Source organism: Mesobacillus sp. (assembly GCF_047739415.1).
In the GTDB taxonomy this organism is placed as follows: domain Bacteria; phylum Bacillota; class Bacilli; order Bacillales; family Cytobacillaceae; genus Mesobacillus.
Window position 1 is genome coordinate 15,262 of record NZ_JBIQOE010000165.1, and the last position, 21,807, is coordinate 37,068.

General features: G+C 44.2%; 19 protein-coding genes and 2 pseudogenes. 19 read left to right on the top strand and 2 right to left on the bottom strand.

Annotation, left to right across the window (positions count from 1 at the left end):
* Window positions 1-2: 2 nt before the first annotated feature.
* The 8 genes and pseudogenes from yqiS to ACH0QE_RS12895 form a co-directional block, all read left to right on the top strand.
* Window positions 3-908, top strand: a complete 906-nt coding sequence (gene yqiS / locus ACH0QE_RS12860; protein WP_415801040.1) for a phosphate butyryltransferase — start codon at window positions 3-5, stop codon at window positions 906-908.
* Between the two features lie 28 nt (window positions 909-936).
* Window positions 937-2,031, top strand: a complete 1,095-nt coding sequence (bcd, locus tag ACH0QE_RS12865) for a Leu/Phe/Val dehydrogenase (RefSeq protein ID WP_226085308.1) — start codon at window positions 937-939, stop codon at window positions 2,029-2,031.
* Window positions 2,032-2,281: 250 nt separating this feature from the next.
* Window positions 2,282-3,367: a butyrate kinase gene (gene buk, locus ACH0QE_RS12870; protein ID WP_415801041.1), complete on the top strand. Its 1,086-nt coding sequence runs from the start codon at window positions 2,282-2,284 to the stop codon at window positions 3,365-3,367.
* A 91-nt stretch (window positions 3,368-3,458) separates the two neighbouring features.
* Complete coding sequence (lpdA, locus tag ACH0QE_RS12875; RefSeq protein ID WP_415801042.1) at window positions 3,459-4,880, top strand: dihydrolipoyl dehydrogenase; 1,422 nt, start codon at window positions 3,459-3,461, stop codon at window positions 4,878-4,880.
* Between the two features lie 70 nt (window positions 4,881-4,950).
* Window positions 4,951-5,946: a thiamine pyrophosphate-dependent dehydrogenase E1 component subunit alpha gene (locus ACH0QE_RS12880; protein ID WP_415801043.1), complete on the top strand. Its 996-nt coding sequence runs from the start codon at window positions 4,951-4,953 to the stop codon at window positions 5,944-5,946.
* Between the two features lie 12 nt (window positions 5,947-5,958).
* A complete protein-coding gene (locus ACH0QE_RS12885) occupies window positions 5,959-6,942 on the top strand; it encodes an alpha-ketoacid dehydrogenase subunit beta (RefSeq protein WP_214906953.1) in 984 nt (327 codons plus the stop codon).
* 67 nt (window positions 6,943-7,009) lie between these two features.
* A pseudogene (locus ACH0QE_RS12890) lies at window positions 7,010-7,159 on the top strand (biotin/lipoyl-containing protein); the annotation flags it as partial.
* Window positions 7,160-7,330: 171 nt separating this feature from the next.
* A pseudogene (locus ACH0QE_RS12895) lies at window positions 7,331-8,305 on the top strand (dihydrolipoamide acetyltransferase family protein); the annotation flags it as partial.
* Window positions 8,306-8,395: 90 nt separating this feature from the next.
* Here the strand turns inward: ACH0QE_RS12895 and ACH0QE_RS12900 are convergent.
* Window positions 8,396-8,557 carry a hypothetical protein gene (locus ACH0QE_RS12900; protein WP_415801044.1) on the bottom strand — a complete coding sequence of 54 codons (162 nt, stop codon included), beginning with the start codon at window positions 8,555-8,557 and terminating at the stop codon, window positions 8,396-8,398.
* Window positions 8,558-8,800: 243 nt separating this feature from the next.
* On the opposite strand from ACH0QE_RS12900, the gene ACH0QE_RS12905 reads away from it, so the two are divergent.
* The 9 genes from ACH0QE_RS12905 to ACH0QE_RS12945 all read left to right on the top strand — a co-directional run bounded on the left by ACH0QE_RS12905 (window position 8,801) and on the right by ACH0QE_RS12945 (window position 19,380).
* Entirely contained in the window at window positions 8,801-10,756 is a 1,956-nt protein-coding gene (locus tag ACH0QE_RS12905) for a methylmalonyl-CoA mutase subunit beta (protein ID WP_415801045.1), read from the top strand.
* Window positions 10,743-12,923: a methylmalonyl-CoA mutase gene (gene scpA / locus ACH0QE_RS12910; RefSeq protein WP_415801046.1), complete on the top strand. Its 2,181-nt coding sequence runs from the start codon at window positions 10,743-10,745 to the stop codon at window positions 12,921-12,923. Before ACH0QE_RS12905 ends, scpA begins: the two co-directional genes overlap by 14 nt.
* The gene (gene meaB, locus ACH0QE_RS12915) at window positions 12,923-14,050 is read left to right on the top strand and encodes a methylmalonyl Co-A mutase-associated GTPase MeaB (protein ID WP_415801047.1); all 1,128 of its coding nucleotides are present in this window, start codon (window positions 12,923-12,925) and stop codon (window positions 14,048-14,050) included. Before scpA ends, meaB begins: the two co-directional genes overlap by 1 nt.
* 552 nt (window positions 14,051-14,602) lie before the next feature.
* On the top strand, window positions 14,603-15,040 hold the full coding sequence (locus tag ACH0QE_RS12920; RefSeq protein WP_415801048.1) for a BrxA/BrxB family bacilliredoxin: 438 nt from the start codon (window positions 14,603-14,605) through the stop codon (window positions 15,038-15,040).
* Between the two features lie 218 nt (window positions 15,041-15,258).
* Window positions 15,259-16,050, top strand: a complete 792-nt coding sequence (locus ACH0QE_RS12925; protein ID WP_415801049.1) for a transporter substrate-binding domain-containing protein — start codon at window positions 15,259-15,261, stop codon at window positions 16,048-16,050.
* A gap of 83 nt (window positions 16,051-16,133) precedes the next feature.
* The gene (locus tag ACH0QE_RS12930; protein WP_102263517.1) at window positions 16,134-16,793 is read left to right on the top strand and encodes an amino acid ABC transporter permease; all 660 of its coding nucleotides are present in this window, start codon (window positions 16,134-16,136) and stop codon (window positions 16,791-16,793) included.
* Window positions 16,786-17,508, top strand: a complete 723-nt coding sequence (locus ACH0QE_RS12935; RefSeq protein ID WP_415801050.1) for an amino acid ABC transporter ATP-binding protein — start codon at window positions 16,786-16,788, stop codon at window positions 17,506-17,508. The genes ACH0QE_RS12930 and ACH0QE_RS12935 overlap by 8 nt, the downstream gene beginning before the upstream one ends.
* 340 nt (window positions 17,509-17,848) lie before the next feature.
* Complete coding sequence (locus tag ACH0QE_RS12940; RefSeq protein WP_415801051.1) at window positions 17,849-18,838, top strand: aromatic acid exporter family protein; 990 nt, start codon at window positions 17,849-17,851, stop codon at window positions 18,836-18,838.
* A gap of 26 nt (window positions 18,839-18,864) precedes the next feature.
* On the top strand, window positions 18,865-19,380 hold the full coding sequence (locus tag ACH0QE_RS12945) for a L,D-transpeptidase (RefSeq protein ID WP_415801052.1): 516 nt from the start codon (window positions 18,865-18,867) through the stop codon (window positions 19,378-19,380).
* 48 nt (window positions 19,381-19,428) lie between these two features.
* On the opposite strand, the gene prli42 is transcribed toward ACH0QE_RS12945, so the two are convergent.
* Complete coding sequence (prli42, locus tag ACH0QE_RS12950) at window positions 19,429-19,524, bottom strand: stressosome-associated protein Prli42 (RefSeq protein ID WP_023627413.1); 96 nt, start codon at window positions 19,522-19,524, stop codon at window positions 19,429-19,431.
* Window positions 19,525-19,790: 266 nt separating this feature from the next.
* On the opposite strand from prli42, the gene mce reads away from it, so the two are divergent.
* Together mce and ACH0QE_RS12960 are read left to right on the top strand one after the other, a co-directional pair.
* A complete protein-coding gene (mce, locus tag ACH0QE_RS12955) occupies window positions 19,791-20,204 on the top strand; it encodes a methylmalonyl-CoA epimerase (protein WP_415801053.1) in 414 nt (137 codons plus the stop codon).
* A 1-nt stretch (window position 20,205) separates the two neighbouring features.
* Window positions 20,206-21,756 (top strand): acyl-CoA carboxylase subunit beta, encoded by a 1,551-nt coding sequence (locus ACH0QE_RS12960; protein ID WP_415801054.1) that lies wholly within the window; start codon window positions 20,206-20,208, stop codon window positions 21,754-21,756.
* The last annotated feature ends 51 nt before the right edge of the window (window positions 21,757-21,807 follow it).

Here is a 21,807-nt window from a genome sequence, read left to right on the forward strand (position 1 = left end):
TCATGAAATTAGACTCACTTATCAGCATGGCATCCCAAAATGAAAGGAAAACAGTAGCTGTCGCAGCGGCTGAAGATGCTGAGGTATTAGAGGCAGTTGCTCAAGCTGTAAACCTGGAGCTTGCCGATTTTCTTCTATACGGAAACAAGGAAGAAATCGAAAGAATGATTGCAGCTGATCATCCAGAACTTGCAGACAGCAAACGGGTTAAAATCATTTCCGCGCCGAATAATAATACTGCCGCAGAAATGGCCGTGAAAGCAGTCAATGCGAAAGAAGCCAATGTCGTGATGAAAGGGAATATCCCGACTGCTGCGATTTTGAAGGCTGTCCTAAATAAAGAATATGGGCTGAGGACAGGGGCGGTGCTTTCTCATGTGGCTGTTTTTGAAGTGCCGGGTTACGATCGATTTACAATCGTTACCGATGCAGCTATGAATATTGCGCCAGATCTCGAGCAAAAAGCCCAAATTATCAAGAATGCTGTCAAGGTAGCTCATGCTATAGGGAATGAATTGCCGAAAGTAGCACCACTCGCAGCGGTTGAAGTGATCAATCCGGCCATGCAGGCTACGGTAGATGCAGCTTCATTAACGATGATGAACAAAAGGGGACAAATTCCCGGATGTATCGTGGATGGCCCGCTGGCCCTTGATAATGCGGTTTCACAGCTTGCCGCAGAGCATAAGGGGATAAATAGTGAGGTTGCCGGCAGAGCTGATATCTTGTTAGTCCCAGCAATCGAGGTAGGTAATGTCCTTTATAAATCATTAATTTATTTTGCCAACGCAAAGGTTGGGGCAGTCATTGCCGGAGCAAAAGCACCAATCGTGTTAACATCCAGGGCGGACACTGCTGAAAGTAAGTTATACTCACTTGCATTGGCGTTATGCTCTGCTTCTAAATAATTTACATAAACCAGGGGAGGAATTTTAAATGGAAATTTTCAAGTATCTAGAACAGTACGATTATGAGCAGGTTGTATTTTGCCAGGATAAACAGTCAGGATTGAAAGCAATCATCGCAATTCATGATACAACTCTTGGACCAGCTTTAGGTGGAACTCGTATGTGGACTTACGCATCAGAAGAGGCGGCGATCGAGGATGCACTTCGCCTTGCTAAAGGTATGACATACAAGAATGCTGCTGCTGGCTTGAACCTTGGTGGCGGTAAGACAGTTATTATTGGCGACCCGCGCAAGGATAAGAACGAAGAAATGTTCCGTGCATTCGGCCGCTATATCCAGGGCTTGAATGGAAGATATATCACTGCAGAAGATGTGGGTACTACTGTTGCAGATATGGACTTAATCCATGAGGAAACTGATTATGTAACTGGTATCTCACCAGCTTTCGGTTCATCAGGAAATCCATCCCCGGTAACGGCTTACGGCGTATACAGAGGAATGAAGGCAGCTGCTAAGGAAGCGTTTGGTACAGATTCCCTAGAAGGAAAGACAATCGCAGTTCAAGGGGTAGGCAATGTGGCATTTAATCTTTGCCGCCACCTCCATGAAGAAGGCGCTCAGCTGATCGTTACTGATATTAACAAGGAAGCAGTACAAAGAGCTGTTGAGGAATTCGGTGCTAAAGCGGTTGAGCCGGATGAAATCTACAGTGTAGACTGTGATATTTACGCACCATGTGCATTAGGCGCAGTAATCAATGACGAAACAATCCCCCAGTTAAAAGCAAAGGTTATTGCTGGAGCTGCAAACAACCAGCTAAAGGATACAAAACATGGAGATATCATCCATGAAATGGGTATTGTGTATGCGCCTGACTATGTCATCAATGCTGGCGGTGTAATTAATGTTGCAGATGAGCTTTACGGCTATAATGCTGAAAGAGCAATGAAAAAGGTTGAAACTATTTACAACAATATTGAAAAAGTAATCGAAATTGCTAAAAGGGATGGAATTCCTACTTATAAAGCGGCTGACCGTATGGCAGAAGAACGTATCGAAAGAATGCGCAACTCTCGCAGCCAATTCCTGCAAAACGGCCACCATATCCTTAGCCGCCGTTAATATAGGCTCATATCGAAAAAATTGTTGCTGTTAAACATGATAAGGCTTTGTTTATCAAGTGTATTACCAAGCCTCGAAGTCAATAATCATGTGGTTGAGTTATACAAATAGCAATGATGAATTCGAAAACAACCTATAAAAGGTTCTGCAGAGATCGCTGAATATTTGTTTCGGCGCCTCTGCTGTTTCCTAAAATGTTACTGACGTATCGCGGATTTTTATATTCCGCGAGCAAATTGGAGGTTTAACTGTGCAACAAACAGAACATCGGATTCTAGTTATTAATCCAGGATCTACATCAACGAAAATTGGAGTATTTGACAATGAGGTTTCTGTTTTTGAAAAAACGATCCGTCATGATTCAGCTGTCATCAACTCCTATGAAACCATCATCGACCAATACGAATTCAGGAAGAATACGATACTTGAAACGCTTGATACTGAAGGGATCAACATTTCAAAATTGAGTGCTGTTTGTGGGCGCGGCGGGCTTTTACGGCCAATCGAAGGCGGAACATATGCAGTGAATAATAAGATGCTCGACGACCTGCGAGCAGGTTATTCAGGCCAGCATGCATCAAATCTGGGAGGTATTCTTGCATATGAAATTGCATCAGGCTTGAATATCCCTTCCTTTATCGTCGACCCGGTCGTGGTCGATGAACTTGACCCGGTTGCGCGAGTATCGGGATTCTCGCTCATTGAACGAAAAAGCATTTTCCATGCATTGAACCAAAAGGCAGTAGCCCGCAGGGTTTCGAAAGAGCTGGGTAAAAAATATGAAGAGCTGAACTTGATTATTACCCATCTTGGCGGCGGTATCACTGTTGGCGCCCATAAAATGGGAAGAGTTGTTGATGTGAATAACGGTCTGCACGGCGATGGTCCATTCAGTCCAGAACGTGCAGGTACAGTACCGGCGGGTGACCTTGTTCAGCTATGTTTTTCCGGTGATTATTTCCGCGAAGAAATAATGAAAAAACTAGTCGGCCAGGGCGGCCTTGTGGGATATCTTGGCACGAATGATGCAGTTAAGGTCGAAAAAATGATCAAGCAAGGAAATGCTAAGGCAAAGCTTGTATATGAAGCAATGGCTTACCAGGTAGCAAAGGAAATCGGTTCTGCAAGTGCTGTCCTTGCCGGGAAAGTGGACGCGATTGTACTGACTGGCGGGCTTGCTTACGGCAAAGAGTTCGTCCAGGAAATCACTGAACGAATCAATTGGATCGCGGACGTTATTGTCCACCCGGGTGAAAACGAACTGCAGGCCCTTGCTGAAGGAGCCCTCCGTATCCTGCGCGATGAAGAAAAAGTAAAAGAATATCCGGGCAGATAAAAATCCCTAATTTATAGGACCAGCCAGAGCCTGGAGCAGAAATCAGCAATCAAATAAATAATGTTAAACCATATATAGAGGAGGGATCCAGATGGCTCAAGAATATGATTTGGTCATTCTTGGAGGCGGTACAGGCGGATACGTAGCAGCAATCAGAGCTTCTCAGCTTGGCTTGAAAACTGCCATCGTTGAAAAAGGAAAGCTTGGCGGAACATGTCTGCATAAAGGCTGTATCCCAAGCAAGGCATTGCTTCGCAGTGCTGAGGTTTATGCTACAGCAAAGAAAAGCGAAGACTTTGGCGTGACGACAGGTGAAGTTGGTGTCAATTTCGTAAAGGTACAGGAAAGAAAAGAAAAAATCGTCGAGCAGCTGCACCGCGGTGTACAGCACCTGATGAAACAAGGGAAAATCGATGTTTATGAAGGTTTGGGAAGAATCCTTGGTCCATCCATCTTCTCACCAATGCCAGGCACCATCTCTGTAGAAATGAACAATGGCGAAGAAAATGAAATGCTGATCCCTAAGAATGTCATCGTTGCGACAGGATCCAGACCTAGAACATTGCCTGGTCTTGAAGCCGATGGCCAATATGTGATGACGTCAGATGAAGCGCTTGTGATGGAGGATCTTCCTAAGTCTATCATCATCGTCGGCGGTGGTGTAATCGGCATCGAATGGGCTTCCATGCTTGCTGATTTTGGATCTGCTGTCACTGTGATTGAGTATGCGGACCGTATTGTTCCAACAGAGGACAAGGAAGTTTCAAGAGAAATGCAGCGCGCAATGAAGAAAAAAGGCGTAAAAATTGTAACGAACGCAAAAGTTTTATCAGAGACACTGCAAAAAGGCGAAGGTGTCACGATCAGCGCTGAGGTTAAAGGTGAAACGAAAGAATTCACTGCTGAAAAATTGCTTGTCTCTGTTGGACGCCAGGCAAATGTTGAAGGAATCGGCCTTGAGAATACAGAAATACAGCTGGAAAGAGGTTTCATCCAGACAAACGAGTTTTTCCAGACAAAAGAATCCCACATCTATGGAATTGGCGATGTCATTGGCGGCTTGCAGCTAGCACACGTGGCGTCACATGAGGGTATAGTGGCTGTTGAGCACATTGCCAATCAAAATCCACACCCAATCGACTATACGCTCGTCTCAAAATGTATTTACAGCTCTCCAGAGGCCGCCAGCGTTGGACTGACTGAAGATGAAGCTAAAGAAAAAGGTCACGATGTGAAAATAGGCAAATTCTCCTTCAAGGCAATCGGAAAAGCGCTTGTATATGGTGAATCCGATGGTTTTGTGAAAATTGTAGCTGACAAGGAAACCAATGATATTTTGGGTGTCCATATGATCGGCCCGCATGTAACGGATATGATCTCAGAAGCGGGACTTGCAAAAGTTTTAGATGCTACACCATGGGAAATTGCCCATACCATCCATCCTCACCCGACATTGTCCGAGGCAATTGGTGAAGCTGCCCTTGCAGTGGATGGCAAAGCAATCCATTCTTAATTTCTATTTTATAAACAAGAGCTCTTTTCCCTGGAAAAGAGCCTTGTACGAACAATTGGGAGGTATAAAGATGGCAGAAAATCGTCACGCTGCACTTGGCTTAAGTGATGAAAAGGTTTTGGATATGTATGAAACAATGCTGTTGGCCCGCCGGCTGGATGAGCGGATGTGGCTGTTGAACCGTGCCGGGAAAATCCCGTTTGTCATTTCCTGTCAAGGACAGGAAGCGGCACAGGTAGGAGCAGCTTTTGCTCTAGATCGTGAAAAGGATTATGTACTTCCATACTACCGTGACATGGGAGTGGTCTTAACTTTTGGCATGACTGCAAAAGACCTGATGCTTTCCGGTTTTGCCAAAGCGGAAGACCCAAACTCTGGGGGCCGCCAGATGCCTGGACACTTCGGTCAAAAGAAGAACAGGATCGTCACAGGTTCTTCACCGGTAACAACACAGGTTCCTCATGCTGTTGGAATCGCTCTTGCAGGCAAAATGGAGAAGAAGGACTTAGTAACATTCGTTACGTTTGGAGAAGGTTCATCCAACCAGGGGGATTTCCATGAGGGTGCAAACTTTGCGGGAGTCCATAAGCTTCCTGTCATTTTCATGGTTGAGAACAATAAATATGCGATTTCGATTCCTTACGAGAGGCAAGTTGCAGCCGAGAAGGTTTCCGACCGTGCTATCGGTTATGGCATGCCAGGAGTCACTGTTGATGGAAATGATCCTTTAGAAGTTTATAAAGTGGTCAAGGAAGCGGCTGACCGAGGACGCCGCGGTGAAGGGCCGACTCTTGTCGAGGCTGTATCCTACCGCCTGACTCCACACTCATCAGATGATGACGACAGAAGCTACCGTGCGCCAGATGAAGTTGCACAGGCAAAAACGAAGGACCCTATCATTACCTTCGGCGCTTATTTGAAGGAAAATGGCATCATGAATGATGAAAGTGAAAAGGAAATAAACGATCGAATCATGAAGCTGGTTAATGAAGCAACCGATTATGCTGAAAATGCACCGTATGCGGAGCCTGAACATGCTCTGAAATACGTATATGCTGAAGAGTAAGGGGGAACGAAAATGGCGGTAATTTCTTATATAGATGCAGTGACATTGGCAATAAAAGAAGAGATGGAAAGAGATCCAAGAGTTTTTGTCCTCGGTGAAGATGTTGGAAAAAAAGGCGGAGTATTTAAAGCGACACAAGGTTTATTTGAGAAGTTTGGCGAAGATCGCGTTATTGATGCTCCGCTTGCAGAATCAGCGATCGCAGGGGTTGGAATCGGTGCTGCAATGTACGGCATGCGTCCAATCGCCGAAATGCAATTCGCAGATTTCATAATGCCAGCTGTAAACCAGATCATTTCTGAAGCAGCAAGAATCCGTTACCGTTCAAACAATGACTGGAGCTGTCCAATGGTCATCCGCGCTCCTTATGGCGGCGGAGTCCACGGTGCTCTTTATCATTCCCAATCTGTGGAGGCTGTTTTTGCGAATCAGCCAGGCTTGAAAATTGTCATGCCTTCAACTCCTTATGATGTAAAAGGATTATTGAAAGCAGCGATCAGGGATGAAGATCCGGTCTTGTTCTTTGAGCATAAGCGTGCTTACCGACTGATCAAGGGAGAAGTCCCTGAGGATGATTATGTGCTTCCGATTGGCAAAGCAGACGTAAAGCGTGAGGGAGAGGATATCACGGTCATTACTTATGGTCTTGCGGTCCATTTTGCGCTTCAGGCTGCTGAAAGACTTGCGAAGGATGGAATTTCTGCTCATATCCTTGACCTTCGAACTGTATATCCATTGGATAAGGAAGCAATTATCGAGGCTGCTTCGAAAACTGGTAAGGTCCTTCTTGTGACGGAAGACAACAAAGAAGGCAGCATCATGAGTGAAGTTTCTGCGATCATCGCAGAACATTGCCTGTTTGAATTGGACGCACCAATCAAGAGACTGGCAGGACCGGATGTGCCAGCAATGCCTTATGCCCCAACAATGGAGAAATATTTCATGATCAATCCTGATAAAGTTGAAAAAGCAATGAGAGAGCTTGCTGAATTTTAACATATTCATGTTGGAAATAGAATGATTGGAGAAGGAGGGTCCATCTGTGGCAATCGAACAAATCAAAATGCCTCAATTAGGTGAGAGTGTTACCGAGGGAACAATCAGCAAGTGGCTGGTTTCCGTTGGCGACAAAGTAAATAAATACGATCCACTCGCAGAAGTCATGACCGACAAAGTAAATGCTGAAGTACCATCTTCATTTTCAGGTACAATCAAAGAATTGATTGCGGGTGAAGGGGATACAATGGCAGTTGGTGAGGTTATCTGCACAATTGAAATTGAAGGCGGAGCTTCTGAAGAAGCACCGGCCGCTGCTTCAGATTCTGCATCTACATCAAGTGCAAGTGCAACACCAGCACCAGCACCTTCAGCGGATGAGGGAAGCAAGGCTAGATACTCTCCTGCAGTATTAAAGCTGGCTCAGGAAAATAATATTGATTTAACCCAGGTCAAGGGAAGTGGAGCTGGCGGAAGGATTACACGTAAGGATCTTAAGCAAATGATCGAATCCGGTAATATTCCTCAAGCTTCTTCACAGACTGAAGCACCAAAAGAATCAGTTCAGGTTCAAACTAATTCAGCTCAGCCTGCGGCACAAACGCAGCCTGCAGCACAGGCACAGCCAGCTGCGCCTGCTCCGTCTGTCCCAGTTGCTGCCGGTGACATTGAAATCCCAGTGACTGGCGTTCGCAAGGCGATTGCCGCGAACATGCTGCGCAGCAAGCATGAAGCACCGCACGCATGGACGATGGTAGAAGTGGATGTTACGAATCTTGTAGAGTACAGGAATGGCCTAAAGGATGATTTCAAGAAGAAAGAAGGTTTCAACCTTACATTCTTTGCTTTCTTCGTGAAGGCAGTTGCCCAGGCATTGAAGGAATTCCCGCAAATCAATTCAATGTGGGCTGGCGATAAGATCATCCAGAAAAAAGAAATTAATATTTCAATTGCAGTTGCTACTGATGATGCACTTTTCGTACCTGTCATTAAGAATGCAGATGAAAAAACAATCAAAGGCATTGGCCGTGAAATCAATGAACTTGCCCAAAAGGTACGCACAGGCAAGCTTCGTTCAGAGGATATGCAAGGTGGAACCTTCACTGTTAACAACACAGGTTCTTTCGGTTCGGTACAATCAATGGGAATCATCAATTACCCACAGGCAGCGATTCTACAGGTTGAATCGATCGTTAAGCGCCCTGTAGTGATGAACAACGGCATGATCGCTGTTCGTGATATGGTGAACCTATGTCTGTCTCTAGATCACCGAGTACTGGATGGCCTGGTTTGCGGCCGTTTCCTTGCAAGGGTTAAAGAGATCCTTGAGAATACATCAAAAGAAACTACTTCAATTTATTAAATAGTATTGAAAGCCGTTGCTAATGCAGCGGCTTTTATTATTTATAAGAAATAAACTTTGTGCACTAAGTTTAGTGTCTAGCTCCAGCGCCTAGCCCTTCGAGGTCGCTTGTCTAGTGTCGCCTCCTAGAAACTCCGAAACTTCAACTCCGCCGGCAGAAGCAAAAAGCGCTTCTTTGTCGGAGTCTCCAGTTTCTGCGTTTCTGGACAGTCGGCTATACTTTTCGATTTCGGTCCGCTCAGGTGAAGTCAAAGGACGACTTCACCGGTCGGCCCCCCGTGGCACACGATGTGCTAGACCCGCCAGCCACAGGACGTGGCGTTATTAGGCGGGCAGCGCTTGTCGGGGCTGACCAAGGCGCTTGCGCTTTTATGTATCACTTCGTTGCTTGAAAAGCATTCCTATACTAAAATATAGAAGAGTATAAAAATTTGAATTTTACTACAATTTTTGGTGAAGGGGGGAAAGCTGTCTGAACTATGGACAGTAAGGTTTATGACGATTGAAAATATGAAAGCTATCTCGTTCAAAGATGCAACATTTGATGATTGGCAGGAAAAAGCTGCTGCTTCATTAAAAGGCAAGCCGATTGATTCTCTTTATACGAATACATATGAGGATATTACGCTTAAACCGCTTTATACAAAAGGGGATCTCCCAGATGGATTGGCCGGAGGTCTGCCTGGTCAGCTAGATTACAGAAGAGGCATCCAATCTCTTGGATACCAGTCAAAGTCCTGGCATATAGCAAACCGCGTCTTTTACTCCGATGTTGAAGAGCTGAAAGGAAAGCTCGATAACGCATTGTCAAAGGGACAAACAGCCATTTCCTTTGATGTAAAACCGGAGTTATTTTCCGATAATCGTGCATTGGTGTCATTCCTCTCTTCCTATAAAAATAAGTACCCTTTAAGCCTGGATGCTGGATTGCTCCAGACGCCATTGCTTGCAGCTTTGGCTATCGCCAGTAAGGATGCTGGGGGTATAGAAAAGCTATCAGGTTTCGTTGCAGTGGATCCTGTTGCCGAAGCAAGTTTGATTGGTGGACTTCCGACGGAGGAAAATGAATTCTTTACCAAATGGTCAAAGGTACTTGAAGAAGCAGCAGAGCAATTACCCGAAGTAAAGACAGTACTGATCAATACCGTCCCATACCATAACAGCGGCGCTAATGCAGTGCAAGAACTGGCTATTGCCGTTTCTACCGGAGTATATCTTCTTCAAAAGTTGCTGGATAATGGATGGGAATTAAAGAAAGCGTTATCAAAAATCGTATTCCATTTTGCGATTGGTTCAAACTTCTTCATGGAAACGGCCAAGCTTAGAGCTGCCAGGCTTCTGTGGAGTAAAACTGCAGAAGCTTTCGGAGCAGAAAATGAAGATCGGAAAATGGTCCTATCTGCTGAAACCTCAAAGTTCACAAAAACTATTTTTGATCCATACGTGAACATGCTCAGGGCTGGAAATGAGGCCTTTGCGGCCGTTTTGGGCGGAATCCAATACCTTCACACTGGAAGCTTTGATGAACCAGCAGGAACTGCTAATCTATTTTCCGAAAGAGTTGCCCGTAATACCCAGTTGGTGCTTAAATCTGAAGCACATCTTGAAAGAGTAGCTGACCCTGCAGGAGGTTCCTGGTATGTTGAGTCACTGACAAAAGAACTGGCTGAAAAAGCCTGGGAGCTATTCCTTGAAATGGATGGCAAGGGCGGTATTTATGAAACGCTGAAATCAGGCTGGCTCCAGGAGCAGATTGCTCAGACAGCTGAAGACCGCGAGCAGGACATTGCTACTCGTAAAAAAAGCATGATCGGAACAAATGTTTATGCGAACCTTTCGGATGATATCAGTGAACCTGTTATCCAAGAGATACAAAGAGATTATATGATTGACTCCCTTGAAGCCATCATAGGTAAAATTGCGTCTGAGAGAACTCTCAAAGATAGTTTTAAAGAGGTGAAACCAAGCTTTACATCTTTAAAATTAAAAAGATTAGCTGAGCCTTATGAAGAATTGAGGTTCAAGGCTATGAAACTTGAGAAAAAGGTTGTGGACCCTATTGTCGGCCTAATTTGCCTGGGTGAGCTGAAGAAGCATAAGGCAAGGGCAGATTTCACTTCCGGCTTATTGTCGGCAGGAGGAATCCATGCTGAAAGAAGCGGCGAGGTGGACACCATTTCAGCAGCGATTCAGTTTATTAACTCGTCAAATGCACGTCAGTTTGTTATTTGCGGCGATCAGTCTGCCTACAATTCTTTTGGGCCAGAGCTGGCGCAGGAGATTACAAGGGAGCACGATGTCAAGCTTTACCTGGCAGGCATCCCTGACGAGAAACAAAGCGAATGGAAAACGTCTGGAATACAGGAGTTCCTGCATGTAAGAAGCAATGCAGTACAGACTCTATCAGGTATGCTTCAGGAAATGGAGGTGGGCGCAAATGCAAAAGCCTGATTTTACTAAAGTACGTTTGTTTGCTGAGGAAAAGGAAGTCAGCAAGGAAGAAGTTGATCGCCATATAAAACAAAAAATAGATGATATGTTATTTGAAACGAATGAGCAGATCAAGGTCAAACCAGTGTACACAAAAGAAGATGTCACATCAACAGAGCATATGGAAGGCATGCCAGGCCTCCCTCCTTATACAAGGGGGCCTTATGCAGCTATGTATGTAAACCGTCCATGGACGGTAAGACAGTATGCAGGCTTTTCGACTGCGGAAGAAAGCAACGCATTTTATAGGCGAAACCTTGCAATGGGGCAAAAAGGTTTGTCTGTTGCCTTTGACCTGGCAACACACCGGGGCTATGATTCTGACCATCCTCGCGTCGAGGGTGACGTCGGGAAAGCAGGGGTGGCGATTGATTCGATTTTAGATATGAAAATTCTATTCGACGGAATCCCGCTCGACCAGATGTCTGTATCAATGACCATGAATGGTGCTGTCCTTCCAATCATGGCGTTCTTTATCGTGACTGCCGAGGAACAGGGTGTGACACAGGATCAATTATCCGGGACGATACAGAATGACATCCTGAAGGAGTATATGGTCAGGAACACGTACATATATCCACCGGAAATGTCGATGAAGATCATTGCCGATATTTTTGAGTACACTTCCAAATATATGCCAAAATTCAATTCAATAAGTATTTCAGGCTATCATATGCAGGAAGCTGGTGCTCCTGCGGATATCGAATTGGCTTACACGCTCGCGGATGGTCTTGAATATGTGAGAACCGGCCTTAAGGCAGGAATCGATATTGATTCATTCGCACCAAGACTGAGCTTCTTCTGGGCGATCGGCATGAACTATTTCATGGAAGTAGCCAAAATGAGGGCTGCCCGCTTTATTTGGGCTAAAATGATCAAGACCTTTAATCCAAAAAATGAAAAATCGATGGCTTTGAGGACTCATTCACAAACATCTGGTTGGAGTCTTACTGAGCAGGATCCATATAATAATGTCATCCGAACCTTGATTGAAGCCCATGCGGCGGCAATGGGGCATACCCAATCATTGCATACGAATGCACTTGATGAAGCCATCGCGCTGCCGACTGATTTTTCAGCGCGCATCGCCCGTAATACACAATTATTTCTTCAGGAAGAAACCGGAATCACAAAGGTCATCGATCCATGGGCAGGCAGTTATTACGTTGAAAGTCTTACCAATTCACTCATCGAGCGTGCCTGGGAGCATATCGAAGAAATTGAAGGTCTTGGCGGGATGGCGAAAGCAATTGAAACCGGTCTTCCAAAGATGCGCATCGAAGAAGCAGCGGCAAGGAGACAGGCTCAGATTGACTCTGGAAAAGAAACGATCATTGGCGTGAATAAATATAAGCTGGATCAGGAGGATCCTCTGGAAATCCTCGATATCGATAATACCGCCGTCCGTGCGAAACAGCTTGAAAGGCTAAAGCAGCTGAAAGAAAATCGTGATGATGAAAAAGCTGAAGCAGCTTTACATGATTTAGCCAGGGTGGCTGAAACAGGCGAAGGCAACCTTCTGGAATATGCAGTTAGGGCGGCTCGAGCAAGGGCGACACTTGGGGAAATTTCAGATGCAATCGAAAAGGCTGCTGGTAGGCATAAAGCAGTCATCCGGTCAGTCAGCGGAGTTTATAGCACAGCCTTCACAAATGGTGAGGAAATTGCCGAAGTCCAGCAAATGACAGAGGAGTTCCTTGAAAATGAAGGACGCAGACCCCGCATCATGATTGCAAAAATGGGACAGGATGGACACGACCGCGGAGCAAAGGTCATTTCAACCGCTTTTGCTGATTTAGGTTTTGATGTGGATATTGGTCCGCTTTTCCAAACGCCTGAAGAAACAGCAGTCCAGGCAGTTGAAAATGATGTCCATGCCATCGGAATCAGCTCTTTGGCAGCTGGACATAAAACTCTTCTGCCACAGCTTGTGAAGGAGCTGAAAAAATTAGGGCGCGAGGATATTGTCGTGATAGTCGGCGGGGTCATCCCGGCTCAGGATTATCAATTCTTGTATGATAATGGAGCAAGTGCGATTTTTGGTCCCGGAACGGTCATTCCTGTTGCGGCACAAAAGGTTTTACGGACTATATATGATCGCCTGGGCTATGAGGAAGTGTCTAGCTAATGGCTGATGAGAAAAAGCCCGAATGGTTCGATCCCGATAAGGCTGATTCGTTTTCAAGTGTAGTGAAGCCTGGAGTGTCGGGCGGAAATGCCGAAAAGCCGGCAGCAAAAGCCGGGCGTTTCGTAAAGAAAAAGAATTCTCGCAGGGTTGATCCGGGTTTACTTGCTGATGAAATCAAGGCTGGGGGCAGGACGGCGCTGGCAAAAGGGATCACATTGATTGAAAGCAATGCGGAGCATGACTTTCAGTCGGCTCAAGCCCTTTTACAGCAGCTTTTGCCTGACTCTGGCCATTCCATCAGGATTGGCATCACGGGTGTGCCGGGAGCTGGCAAGAGTACTTTTATCGAGAGCTTTGGCAGCTATTTATGCGACCTGGGCCATAAGGTTGCAGTCCTGGCGGTAGATCCTACCTCCAGCCTGACTGGTGGCAGCATCCTTGGCGATAAGACGAGGATGGAAAAGCTAGCTCGAAATCCGAGAGCATTTATCAGACCATCACCTTCTGGTGGAAAGCTTGGCGGTGTCCACCGCAAAACGCGGGAAACTATGCTATTATGTGAAGCAGCTGGATTCGATGTCATTCTTGTTGAAACGGTTGGGGTTGGCCAGAGTGAGGTCATCGTCAGGGATATGGTCGATTTCTTCATGCTCCTCGTACTGACTGGTGCCGGTGATGAACTTCAGGGGATGAAGAAAGGAATCATGGAGCTTGCTGATGCAGTCATAGTGAATAAGGCAGATGGTCCAAATGAGCAAACAGCAAATAAGACGAAAGAAGAGTACAACCGGATCCTGCATTTCCTGCAGCCTGCGACAAAAGGCTGGCAGACAGCAGCTATGACGAGTTCAGCACTGCAGAACAAAGGAATTGATGATATCTGGAAAGCAATCTCAACCTTTGAGAGTTTAACGAAAAAAAGTGGAATTTTTGATGAAAGAAGAAGATTCCAGACAAAAGAGTGGCTGAATGATATGATCATCGATCAGCTTCAGGCAAATTTCTTTCATAATCCAGCAATAAAGAACCTGCTTCCTAAGGTAGAAAATGAAGTCATTTCGGGAAACAGGCCAGTAGCTTCAGGTGTCGAGGAGCTATTTAAAGCTTTTTTCGAGACGGAAAAATGAGCTGTCCAGTGGGGGGCAGCTCATTTTGTAGTGCTAATAAAAAGTTAACTATTTAGGCGAAGATCAGGTTAACCGAAGTATAGATCTGAAACTCAAACAGGATGTGCCCGAAGTCGAGCAAAAAGCCAGAGTACGGGAAAAAGATGATTAAACATGTGCCCGAAATTGAGCCAAAAGCCAGAGTAGGGGAAGAAGATGATCAAACATGTGCCCGAAGTTGAGCCAAAAGCGAGAGTACGGGAAGGAGATAGTCAAACATGTAAGCGAAATTGACTAAAACAACAAGTGCAAGCACAGATGGTCGTATTAAAGAAAATCGTTCACGGAGACATTGATTCAGAGATAATCCAAACGACAGCAAATATTATTCAAAAAAAAGCGGACAACGGAATGGTCCGTTGTCCTTCATCTAGGGAGTTTAGGGGTATGGATCTAGCTGTATTGTTACCTTTCCCGGAATCCATAAGAGTTAAACATACTTTGAAAAAATTATTTTAATTGGTATCATATATTTATGTACTAGTTACTATACAGCAGAGGAGAGATGTATCGATGAGCATGGATTTCAATTTTTTCATGAATGATGTAGTCCGCCAGGCTCGCCAGGAAATAGGGGCAGCTGGATACACAGAATTAACAACGAGCGAGGAAGTAGAACAAGCATTGGCTAAAGAAGGCACAACTCTTGTGATGGTAAACTCGGTCTGCGGTTGCGCCGGAGGTATTGCGCGCCCTGCAGCAGCACATGCTGTTCACTATGATAAACGTCCAGATCATCTTGTGACTGTTTTCGCCGGCCAGGATAAGGAAGCGACAGAAAAAGCACGGAGCTATTTTACTGGCTATCCGCCATCATCCCCATCTTTCGCATTGCTGAAGAACGGGAAACTTTGCACAATGGTCGAACGCCACGAAATCGAAGGCCACGATCCGATGCAAGTTGTAAACAAACTGCAAAATGCATTCGAAGAATATTGCGAAGAAATGTAAGTACTGAAGAATCCCGGTTTGCCGGGGTTCTTTTTTCATGGAGAAAACACATTTTATTTATATTTAAAAATATTATTGCATATTTATTAATATGTGTTAAAATACATTTTAGTTAATAAATATTAGTTGATATGCAGTGAATAGCAAGTTTAATAGCTAATATATTAATAAACTTGTATAAAAGTTACAGAATAGACATTATAGGGGGAAAACAACAGATGAAAAAGGCAATTTCAGTTTTATTGATGAGCATTTTATTAATGGGAGTTCTCGCAGCATGTGGGACAAGCACTGAAAAAACTTCAGGCGACGGTGGAGAGGAAAAGAAAGTCCTTAAAATGGGCACTTCAGCTGACTATCCGCCATTTGAATACGTAGAAACAGCTACAAGTGATGAAATCATTGGTTTTGACGTAGATCTGGCAAATCTGATTGCAAATGAATTAGGCTATGAAGTTGAAATCAAGGATATGGATTTTAACGGCCTTATTGGTGCACTTCAGGCTGAGCGTGTTGACTTTGTCATGGCAGGCATGACTCCAACGCCTGAGCGTAAAGAGAATGTTGACTTCACGGATGTTTACTATACTGCGAAACATATGATTGTTTCTGCAAAAGACAGCAACATCCAATCAATCGAAGATCTAAAAGGAAAGACTGTTGGTGTCCAGCTTTCTTCTATCCAGGAAGAAGAAGCTGAGAAAATCGCTGAGACAGTGGAAATCAAGATTGAAAAACGTACTAGAATTCCTGAATTGGTACAGGAAATTAAAGCTGGGCGTATTGATGCAGCAATTATTGAAGATACAGTAGCAGAGGGGTATTTCAAGAATAATCCTGACCTTGCTGGTTTTACGATTGAAGATGGAAACGAAGAAGAAGCTGGTTCAGCGATTGCCTTCCCTAAAGGAAGCAAGCTGACTGAAGAATTTAACAAGGTTCTCAAAGAAAAAATGGAAAATGGCGAAGTAGATAAGTTAATCGTTAAATGGTTTGGCGGAGAAAAGTAAGATGTAAATCAGGCGTTCAGAATGCGTATGTCTTCTGGGCGCCTTTCTCCTTCATGAAATAGATAGAGAGGGCTGTTAATACTATGAATCTTGATTTTACCGCCATCCTTCCTTCATTGCCATATATTTTGAAGGGAATCGGCGTCACTTTGAAAATAGTAATTGTAGCAGGACTGCTGGGTTTTGCATTTGGGATTGTCCTGGCGATTTTTAAAATCAGTAAATCCAAGGCACTTAATTGGTTTGCGGATGCCTATACATCGATTTTCCGTGGAACCCCGTTAATTCTCCAATTGATGATCATCTATTATGGGCTGCCCCAGCTTATTGGATTCGAGATTGCTTCCTATACAGCTGCTGTAGCAGCATTCTCCTTAAACTCTGCAGCCTATATTTCAGAAATCATCAGGGCAGGGATTTTGGCGGTCGATAAAGGGCAAAAAGAAGCCGCAATGGCACTGGGCGTTCCTGGAGAGAGAATGATGCGTGACATCATCCTGCCTCAGGCGATGAAAAACATACTGCCGGCTTTGATGAATGAATTCATCACACTTACAAAGGAATCAGCGATCGTTACTGTCATTGCGGTCGATGATATTATGCGCAGGTCTTATATTGTCGGCGGAGATCAATACAGATTTTTTGAACCGTTGATTTTTGCCGGACTTATTTATTACGTATTGGTCATCTCCTTGACAATGATTGGCAAGGTAGTGGAAAGGAGATTGAGGCAAAGTGATTAAAGTACAAGAACTTCATAAATCATTTGGCAAGCTTGAAGTTTTAAAAGGAATTTCAACTACAATCGAAAACGGTGAGGTTGTTGCCATCATCGGACCATCAGGTTCAGGTAAATCGACATTCCTCCGCTGTTTGAATCTACTTGAGCAGCCGACAAGCGGACAGATCTTTATTGGCTCAGATGATATAACCAACAAGAAAACGAACATCATGAAAGTTCGCGAAAATGTCGGTATGGTGTTCCAGCACTTTCATCTCTTTCCGCATATGACCGTATTGCAAAACATAACATATGCTCCGATTAAGGTTAAAGGATTGGCAAAAGCTGAAGCTGAAAAGCATGGAATGGAGCTTCTTAAAAAGGTTGGTCTTTCCGAAAAGGCAAATGAATATCCAAACAGGCTTTCAGGAGGCCAAAAACAGCGTGTAGCAATTGCCCGGGCACTAGCAATGAACCCCGAAGTCATGCTGTTCGATGAGCCAACCTCTGCATTGGATCCCGAAATGGTCAAAGAGGTGCTTGAGGTTATGAAGTCCCTAGCTCATACCGGTATGACAATGGCAATCGTGACCCATGAAATGGGCTTTGCCCGTGAAGTCGCCGATCGCGTATTGTTCCTTGACGGCGGAGTACTTGTTGAGGATGCCCCTCCAACAGAATTCTTTAACAGCCCAAAAAGCAGCAGGGCAAAAGAGTTCCTCGAAAAAATGCTATAAGACACATGCGTTACTTTTATAAATCGTGACGTATCTGATAAACTAGTGGATGATCATATCTTGAAAGGTATGATCATCTTTTTATTTTGTGATACCCGTCCTGCACTACCTGTTTTTCATTCAAGAATCGAATTTGGGTAAAAGGAGAGGGCCTGCATTGCCCGTTTTTCATTTTTGGGTTGATTTTCGGTAAATGGAAACACGTTGCATTGCCGGTTTGTCCAATTTTAAATTGATTTCCGTAAAAGGATCATTTCATAATCATATTGGATGAAGGAAATCAGTTATGGGTGGTCTTGAAGTTTATAAAGCTTAAGTTTTACTGATAGGAGAATATAATGTGAAATTCAGAATTGGTTATCGGACGTTAAAAACAGCGCTGGGTACGGCGATTGCAATCATCATTGCCCAGTACCTTGGCTTTGGAAATTATGTCTCTGCGGGTATCCTGACGATTCTTTGTATCCAGGTGACAAAGAAACGCTCACTGCAGGCTTCATGGCATCGGTTCCTGGCTTGTATCATTGCGATGGCTTTTTCAGCTGTGTTTTTTGAGGGGATTGCTTACCATCCGATTGTCATCGGACTGTTATTGTTATTCTTCATTCCGACCGTTGTCATGTTTAGGGCAAAGGAAGGTGTTGTTTCTAGCAGTGTCATCATTATGCATATCTACTCGGCTGAAAAAGTAACTGGAGAATTATTATTGAACGAGCTGGGGATCATTACGATCGGGATTGGTGTCGCATTGGTTATGAATCTATATATGCCAAGTGTCGATAACAAGCTGGAGGAGTACCAAAGAGGAATTGAAGCTCATTTTAAAAAGATTTTCAGTGAAATTTCCCTATACCTTAAAAATCAAGATACAAGCTGGGATGGCCGGGAGCTGACTGAAACTGCGAGGCTGATTGAAAAGGCAAAGGCACTTGCTATTCAGGACGTAGAAAATCATTTTTTACGAGATGAAAATTTATATTATCAATATTTTAAAATCAGGGAAAAGCAATTTGAAATCATTGAAAGAGTTCTTCCTTCCATCACTTCTATTCCAAAGCATGTTGAACAGGCTAATATTGTCGCAGAGTTTATCGAGTCGCTGTCGAAAGGGATTCATCCAGGTAATACAGTACTCATTTACCTGGAAAAATTAATGAGGATGAAAACGGAGTTTGAGAATATGGAGCTTCCTAAAACTAGGGAAGAGTTCGAAGCGAGGGCCGCACTGCTTCATTTTGTTAATGAAATGGAACAATTCCTTTTGTTGAAACGGTCTTTTAAAGGATTGAAAACGGGTAAGGATAAATCTGAAGCTGCCGTGACAAACTAACGGAAATAGACCACGGAGGGATTAACATGCCAGTGTTTATTTCTATGCTTCTAGCAGCGTTTATTTTTTCGCCTATTTGGCCGTTGGGAACCAACCCGCTGCCTGGTGACCCATTTGTAATTGTGAATAAACAGACGAATGAGGTAGCACTGATCAATGAGAACAGAGTCCAGACGGTGGTTAGCGCAGCAACTGGTAAATCAGAGGAACTGACACCCGAAGGTTTGTTTACCGTCACTGTCAAAGCTCCTGACCCATATTACCGGAAAAAGGATATTCCGGGCGGTGACCCTAATAACCCACTTGGCAGCAGGTGGATTGGATTCGACGCAGAGGATACGGATGGACGAACATACGGAATCCATGGCACAAATGACCCCTCAAGCATCGGCAAAAAAATATCCCAGGGCTGCGTCCGACTTCAAAATGAGGCAGTCGAATCATTGTACGATTACATACCATTAGGAACAAAAATCCTAGTGACTTCTACTTCAAAAGACTTTAAAGAGCTAGGCAAAGAATATGGAGCAATCAGTGAATAAAAAAGGGCTGTCAATTTAATTGACAGCCCTTTGATTATTTTATAGTTATTATAGGAAAGTAGATAATCCCATAAGAAGGGTTGAAGCAAGCATAGTAAAAAGCATGATGTATACTACGACCTTCCTGATATTTGGCTTACGCATTTTAGAAATCCCCCTTCCCAAGCTTACGCTATCTATCACTATTATTTTACAACCACTTAATGAATTCAACAACCCTTTTAAGAGATGCGTTTTGGTGATTGTTCCAAGATTTTTATGTTAGGGTAGTATAAAACTGACCTAGATATTATGTCAATCCATCATTCAAAAATCAATCCTAAATCTATATTAAATAAGAAGGATTTGTGACACTTTTATAGAATATTAAAATGATTAAATATATTTAAATAGTATTTGGAGGGAATCACATGATTAAAAAGGTCGACCATATCGGCATTGCTGTCAAATCTCTTGAGCATGCCCTCCCATTTTATACAGATGTGTTGAAGCTGCCATTATTGGGGGTTGAGGAAGTAGACAGTGAGAAGGTCAAAGTAGCTTTTCTTAAAGCTGGAGAAACGAAGCTTGAGCTTCTGGAACCTTTATCTGATGAAAGCGCTATCGCTCGTTTCATCGAGAAGAAGGGCGAAGGGATTCACCATGTCGCGCTTGGTGTTGATTCGATTCAGGAACGTATTAATGATATGAAAGAAAATGGCATCAGGATGATCCAGGATATTCCTAAAAAAGGTGCCGGGGGAGCGCTTGTCGCATTCATGCATCCAAAATCGACAGGAAGCGTTTTATACGAACTATGCGAGAAAAACGGGGAGGCTGAATAAAATGCCAGACATCTATGAAAAAATTAATGAACTATATGACCGCCGCAGGGAAATCGAACTGGGCGGCGGTGATGAGCGGATTGAGAAACAGCATGAAAAAGGAAAGCTGACAGCCCGTGAAAGAATCGAGCTGCTTGTTGACCCAGGAAGCTTTGTGGAATTGAATCCATTCATCCAGCATCGCAGCACAGACTTTGGCCTTGAGAACCAAAAGGGGCCTGGGGATGGTGTTGTAACCGGTTATGGCAAGGTGAACGGCAGGCCAATTTATTTGTTTTCACAGGATTTCACAGTGTTCGGAGGGGCTTTAGGTGAAATGCATGCAAAGAAAATTGCCAATGTCATGGATCTGGCAGCTAAAAATGGTGCCCCGTTTGTAGGGTTGAATGATTCCGGCGGAGCAAGGATTCAGGAAGGTGTTGTTTCGCTCGATGGCTACGGCCATATTTTTTACCGCAACTCAATTTATTCCGGGGTCATCCCGCAAATCTCTGTAATCATGGGACCATGCGCAGGGGGGGCCGTTTATTCACCAGCGATTACCGATTTTGTGTTCATGGTTGAGAAGACAAGCCAGATGTTCATCACCGGCCCAAAGGTAATTGAAACGGTTACCGGGGAGAAAATTTCTGCAGAGGATCTAGGCGGTGCAATTGTACATAATACGATCAGTGGCAACGCTCATTTTCATGGCCAGTCAGAAGAAGAAACACTAGAGCAGGTAAGGCTGCTATTGAGCTATCTGCCGCAAAATTATGAGGAAAAACCGCCGCGCCTGGAAGCCGACGATAAGGATGACTATCGTCCAGACCTAACTGATGCCATTCCATTTGACGCTGTCCGTCCGTATGATGTACGCAAGGTCATTCAGCAAGTGGTCGATACCGATTCATTCCTTGAAATACAAAAGGATTTCGCAAAAAACATCGTCATCGGTCTTGCAAGGATCAAAGGTGAGGTCGTTGGCCTTGTCTGCAACCAGCCGAAGGTGATGGCGGGAGGACTAGATATCGATTCATCTGATAAAGCCTCACGCTTCATCAGGTTCTGTGATTCCTTCAATATTCCAATTATTACATTTGAAGACGTGACAGGATTTTTCCCTGGCATTAAACAGGAGCATGGCGGCATCATTCGTCATGGAGCGAAAATCCTGTATGCTTATTCAGAAGCAACAGTACCAAAGCTGACCGTTATTTTAAGGAAAGCATACGGAGGAGCATATGTTGCCTTGAACAGCAAATCCATCGGTGCGGATCTTGTTTTTGCCTGGCCGAATGCAGAAATTGCTGTAATGGGACCACAGGGGGCTGCCAATATTATTTTTGCGAAGGAAATCCAGAACAGTGACAATCCTGAACAGACAAGGCAGCAGAAGATCGATGAGTATCGTGAAAAATTTGCGAACCCATATGTCGCTGCAAGCCAGGGAATGGTCGATGATGTCATCGATCCGCGCGAAACGCGAATCAAATTGATTCAGTCGCTTGAAATGCTCCGGACAAAGAAGGAAGATAGACCGGGTAAAAAGCACGGCAACATTCCGCTATAGGATTTTGTGTTTGGTGTTGTTATTCAATTAGCGTTATACTCAAGTAGTATA

Coding starts and splice junctions, on each gene's coding strand:
- yqiS (WP_415801040.1), top strand. CDS start 3: ATGAAATTAGACTCACTTATCAGCATGGCATCCCAAAATGAAAGGAAA.
- bcd (WP_226085308.1), top strand. CDS start 937: ATGGAAATTTTCAAGTATCTAGAACAGTACGATTATGAGCAGGTTGTA.
- lpdA (WP_415801042.1), top strand. CDS start 3,459: ATGGCTCAAGAATATGATTTGGTCATTCTTGGAGGCGGTACAGGCGGA.
- ACH0QE_RS12880 (WP_415801043.1), top strand. CDS start 4,951: ATGGCAGAAAATCGTCACGCTGCACTTGGCTTAAGTGATGAAAAGGTT.
- ACH0QE_RS12885 (WP_214906953.1), top strand. CDS start 5,959: ATGGCGGTAATTTCTTATATAGATGCAGTGACATTGGCAATAAAAGAA.
- ACH0QE_RS12905 (WP_415801045.1), top strand. CDS start 8,801: ATGACGATTGAAAATATGAAAGCTATCTCGTTCAAAGATGCAACATTT.
- scpA (WP_415801046.1), top strand. CDS start 10,743: ATGCAAAAGCCTGATTTTACTAAAGTACGTTTGTTTGCTGAGGAAAAG.
- meaB (WP_415801047.1), top strand. CDS start 12,923: ATGGCTGATGAGAAAAAGCCCGAATGGTTCGATCCCGATAAGGCTGAT.
- ACH0QE_RS12920 (WP_415801048.1), top strand. CDS start 14,603: ATGAGCATGGATTTCAATTTTTTCATGAATGATGTAGTCCGCCAGGCT.
- ACH0QE_RS12925 (WP_415801049.1), top strand. CDS start 15,259: ATGAAAAAGGCAATTTCAGTTTTATTGATGAGCATTTTATTAATGGGA.
- ACH0QE_RS12930 (WP_102263517.1), top strand. CDS start 16,134: ATGAATCTTGATTTTACCGCCATCCTTCCTTCATTGCCATATATTTTG.
- ACH0QE_RS12945 (WP_415801052.1), top strand. CDS start 18,865: ATGCCAGTGTTTATTTCTATGCTTCTAGCAGCGTTTATTTTTTCGCCT.
- prli42 (WP_023627413.1), bottom strand. CDS start 19,524: ATGCGTAAGCCAAATATCAGGAAGGTCGTAGTATACATCATGCTTTTT.
- mce (WP_415801053.1), top strand. CDS start 19,791: ATGATTAAAAAGGTCGACCATATCGGCATTGCTGTCAAATCTCTTGAG.
- ACH0QE_RS12960 (WP_415801054.1), top strand. CDS start 20,206: ATGCCAGACATCTATGAAAAAATTAATGAACTATATGACCGCCGCAGG.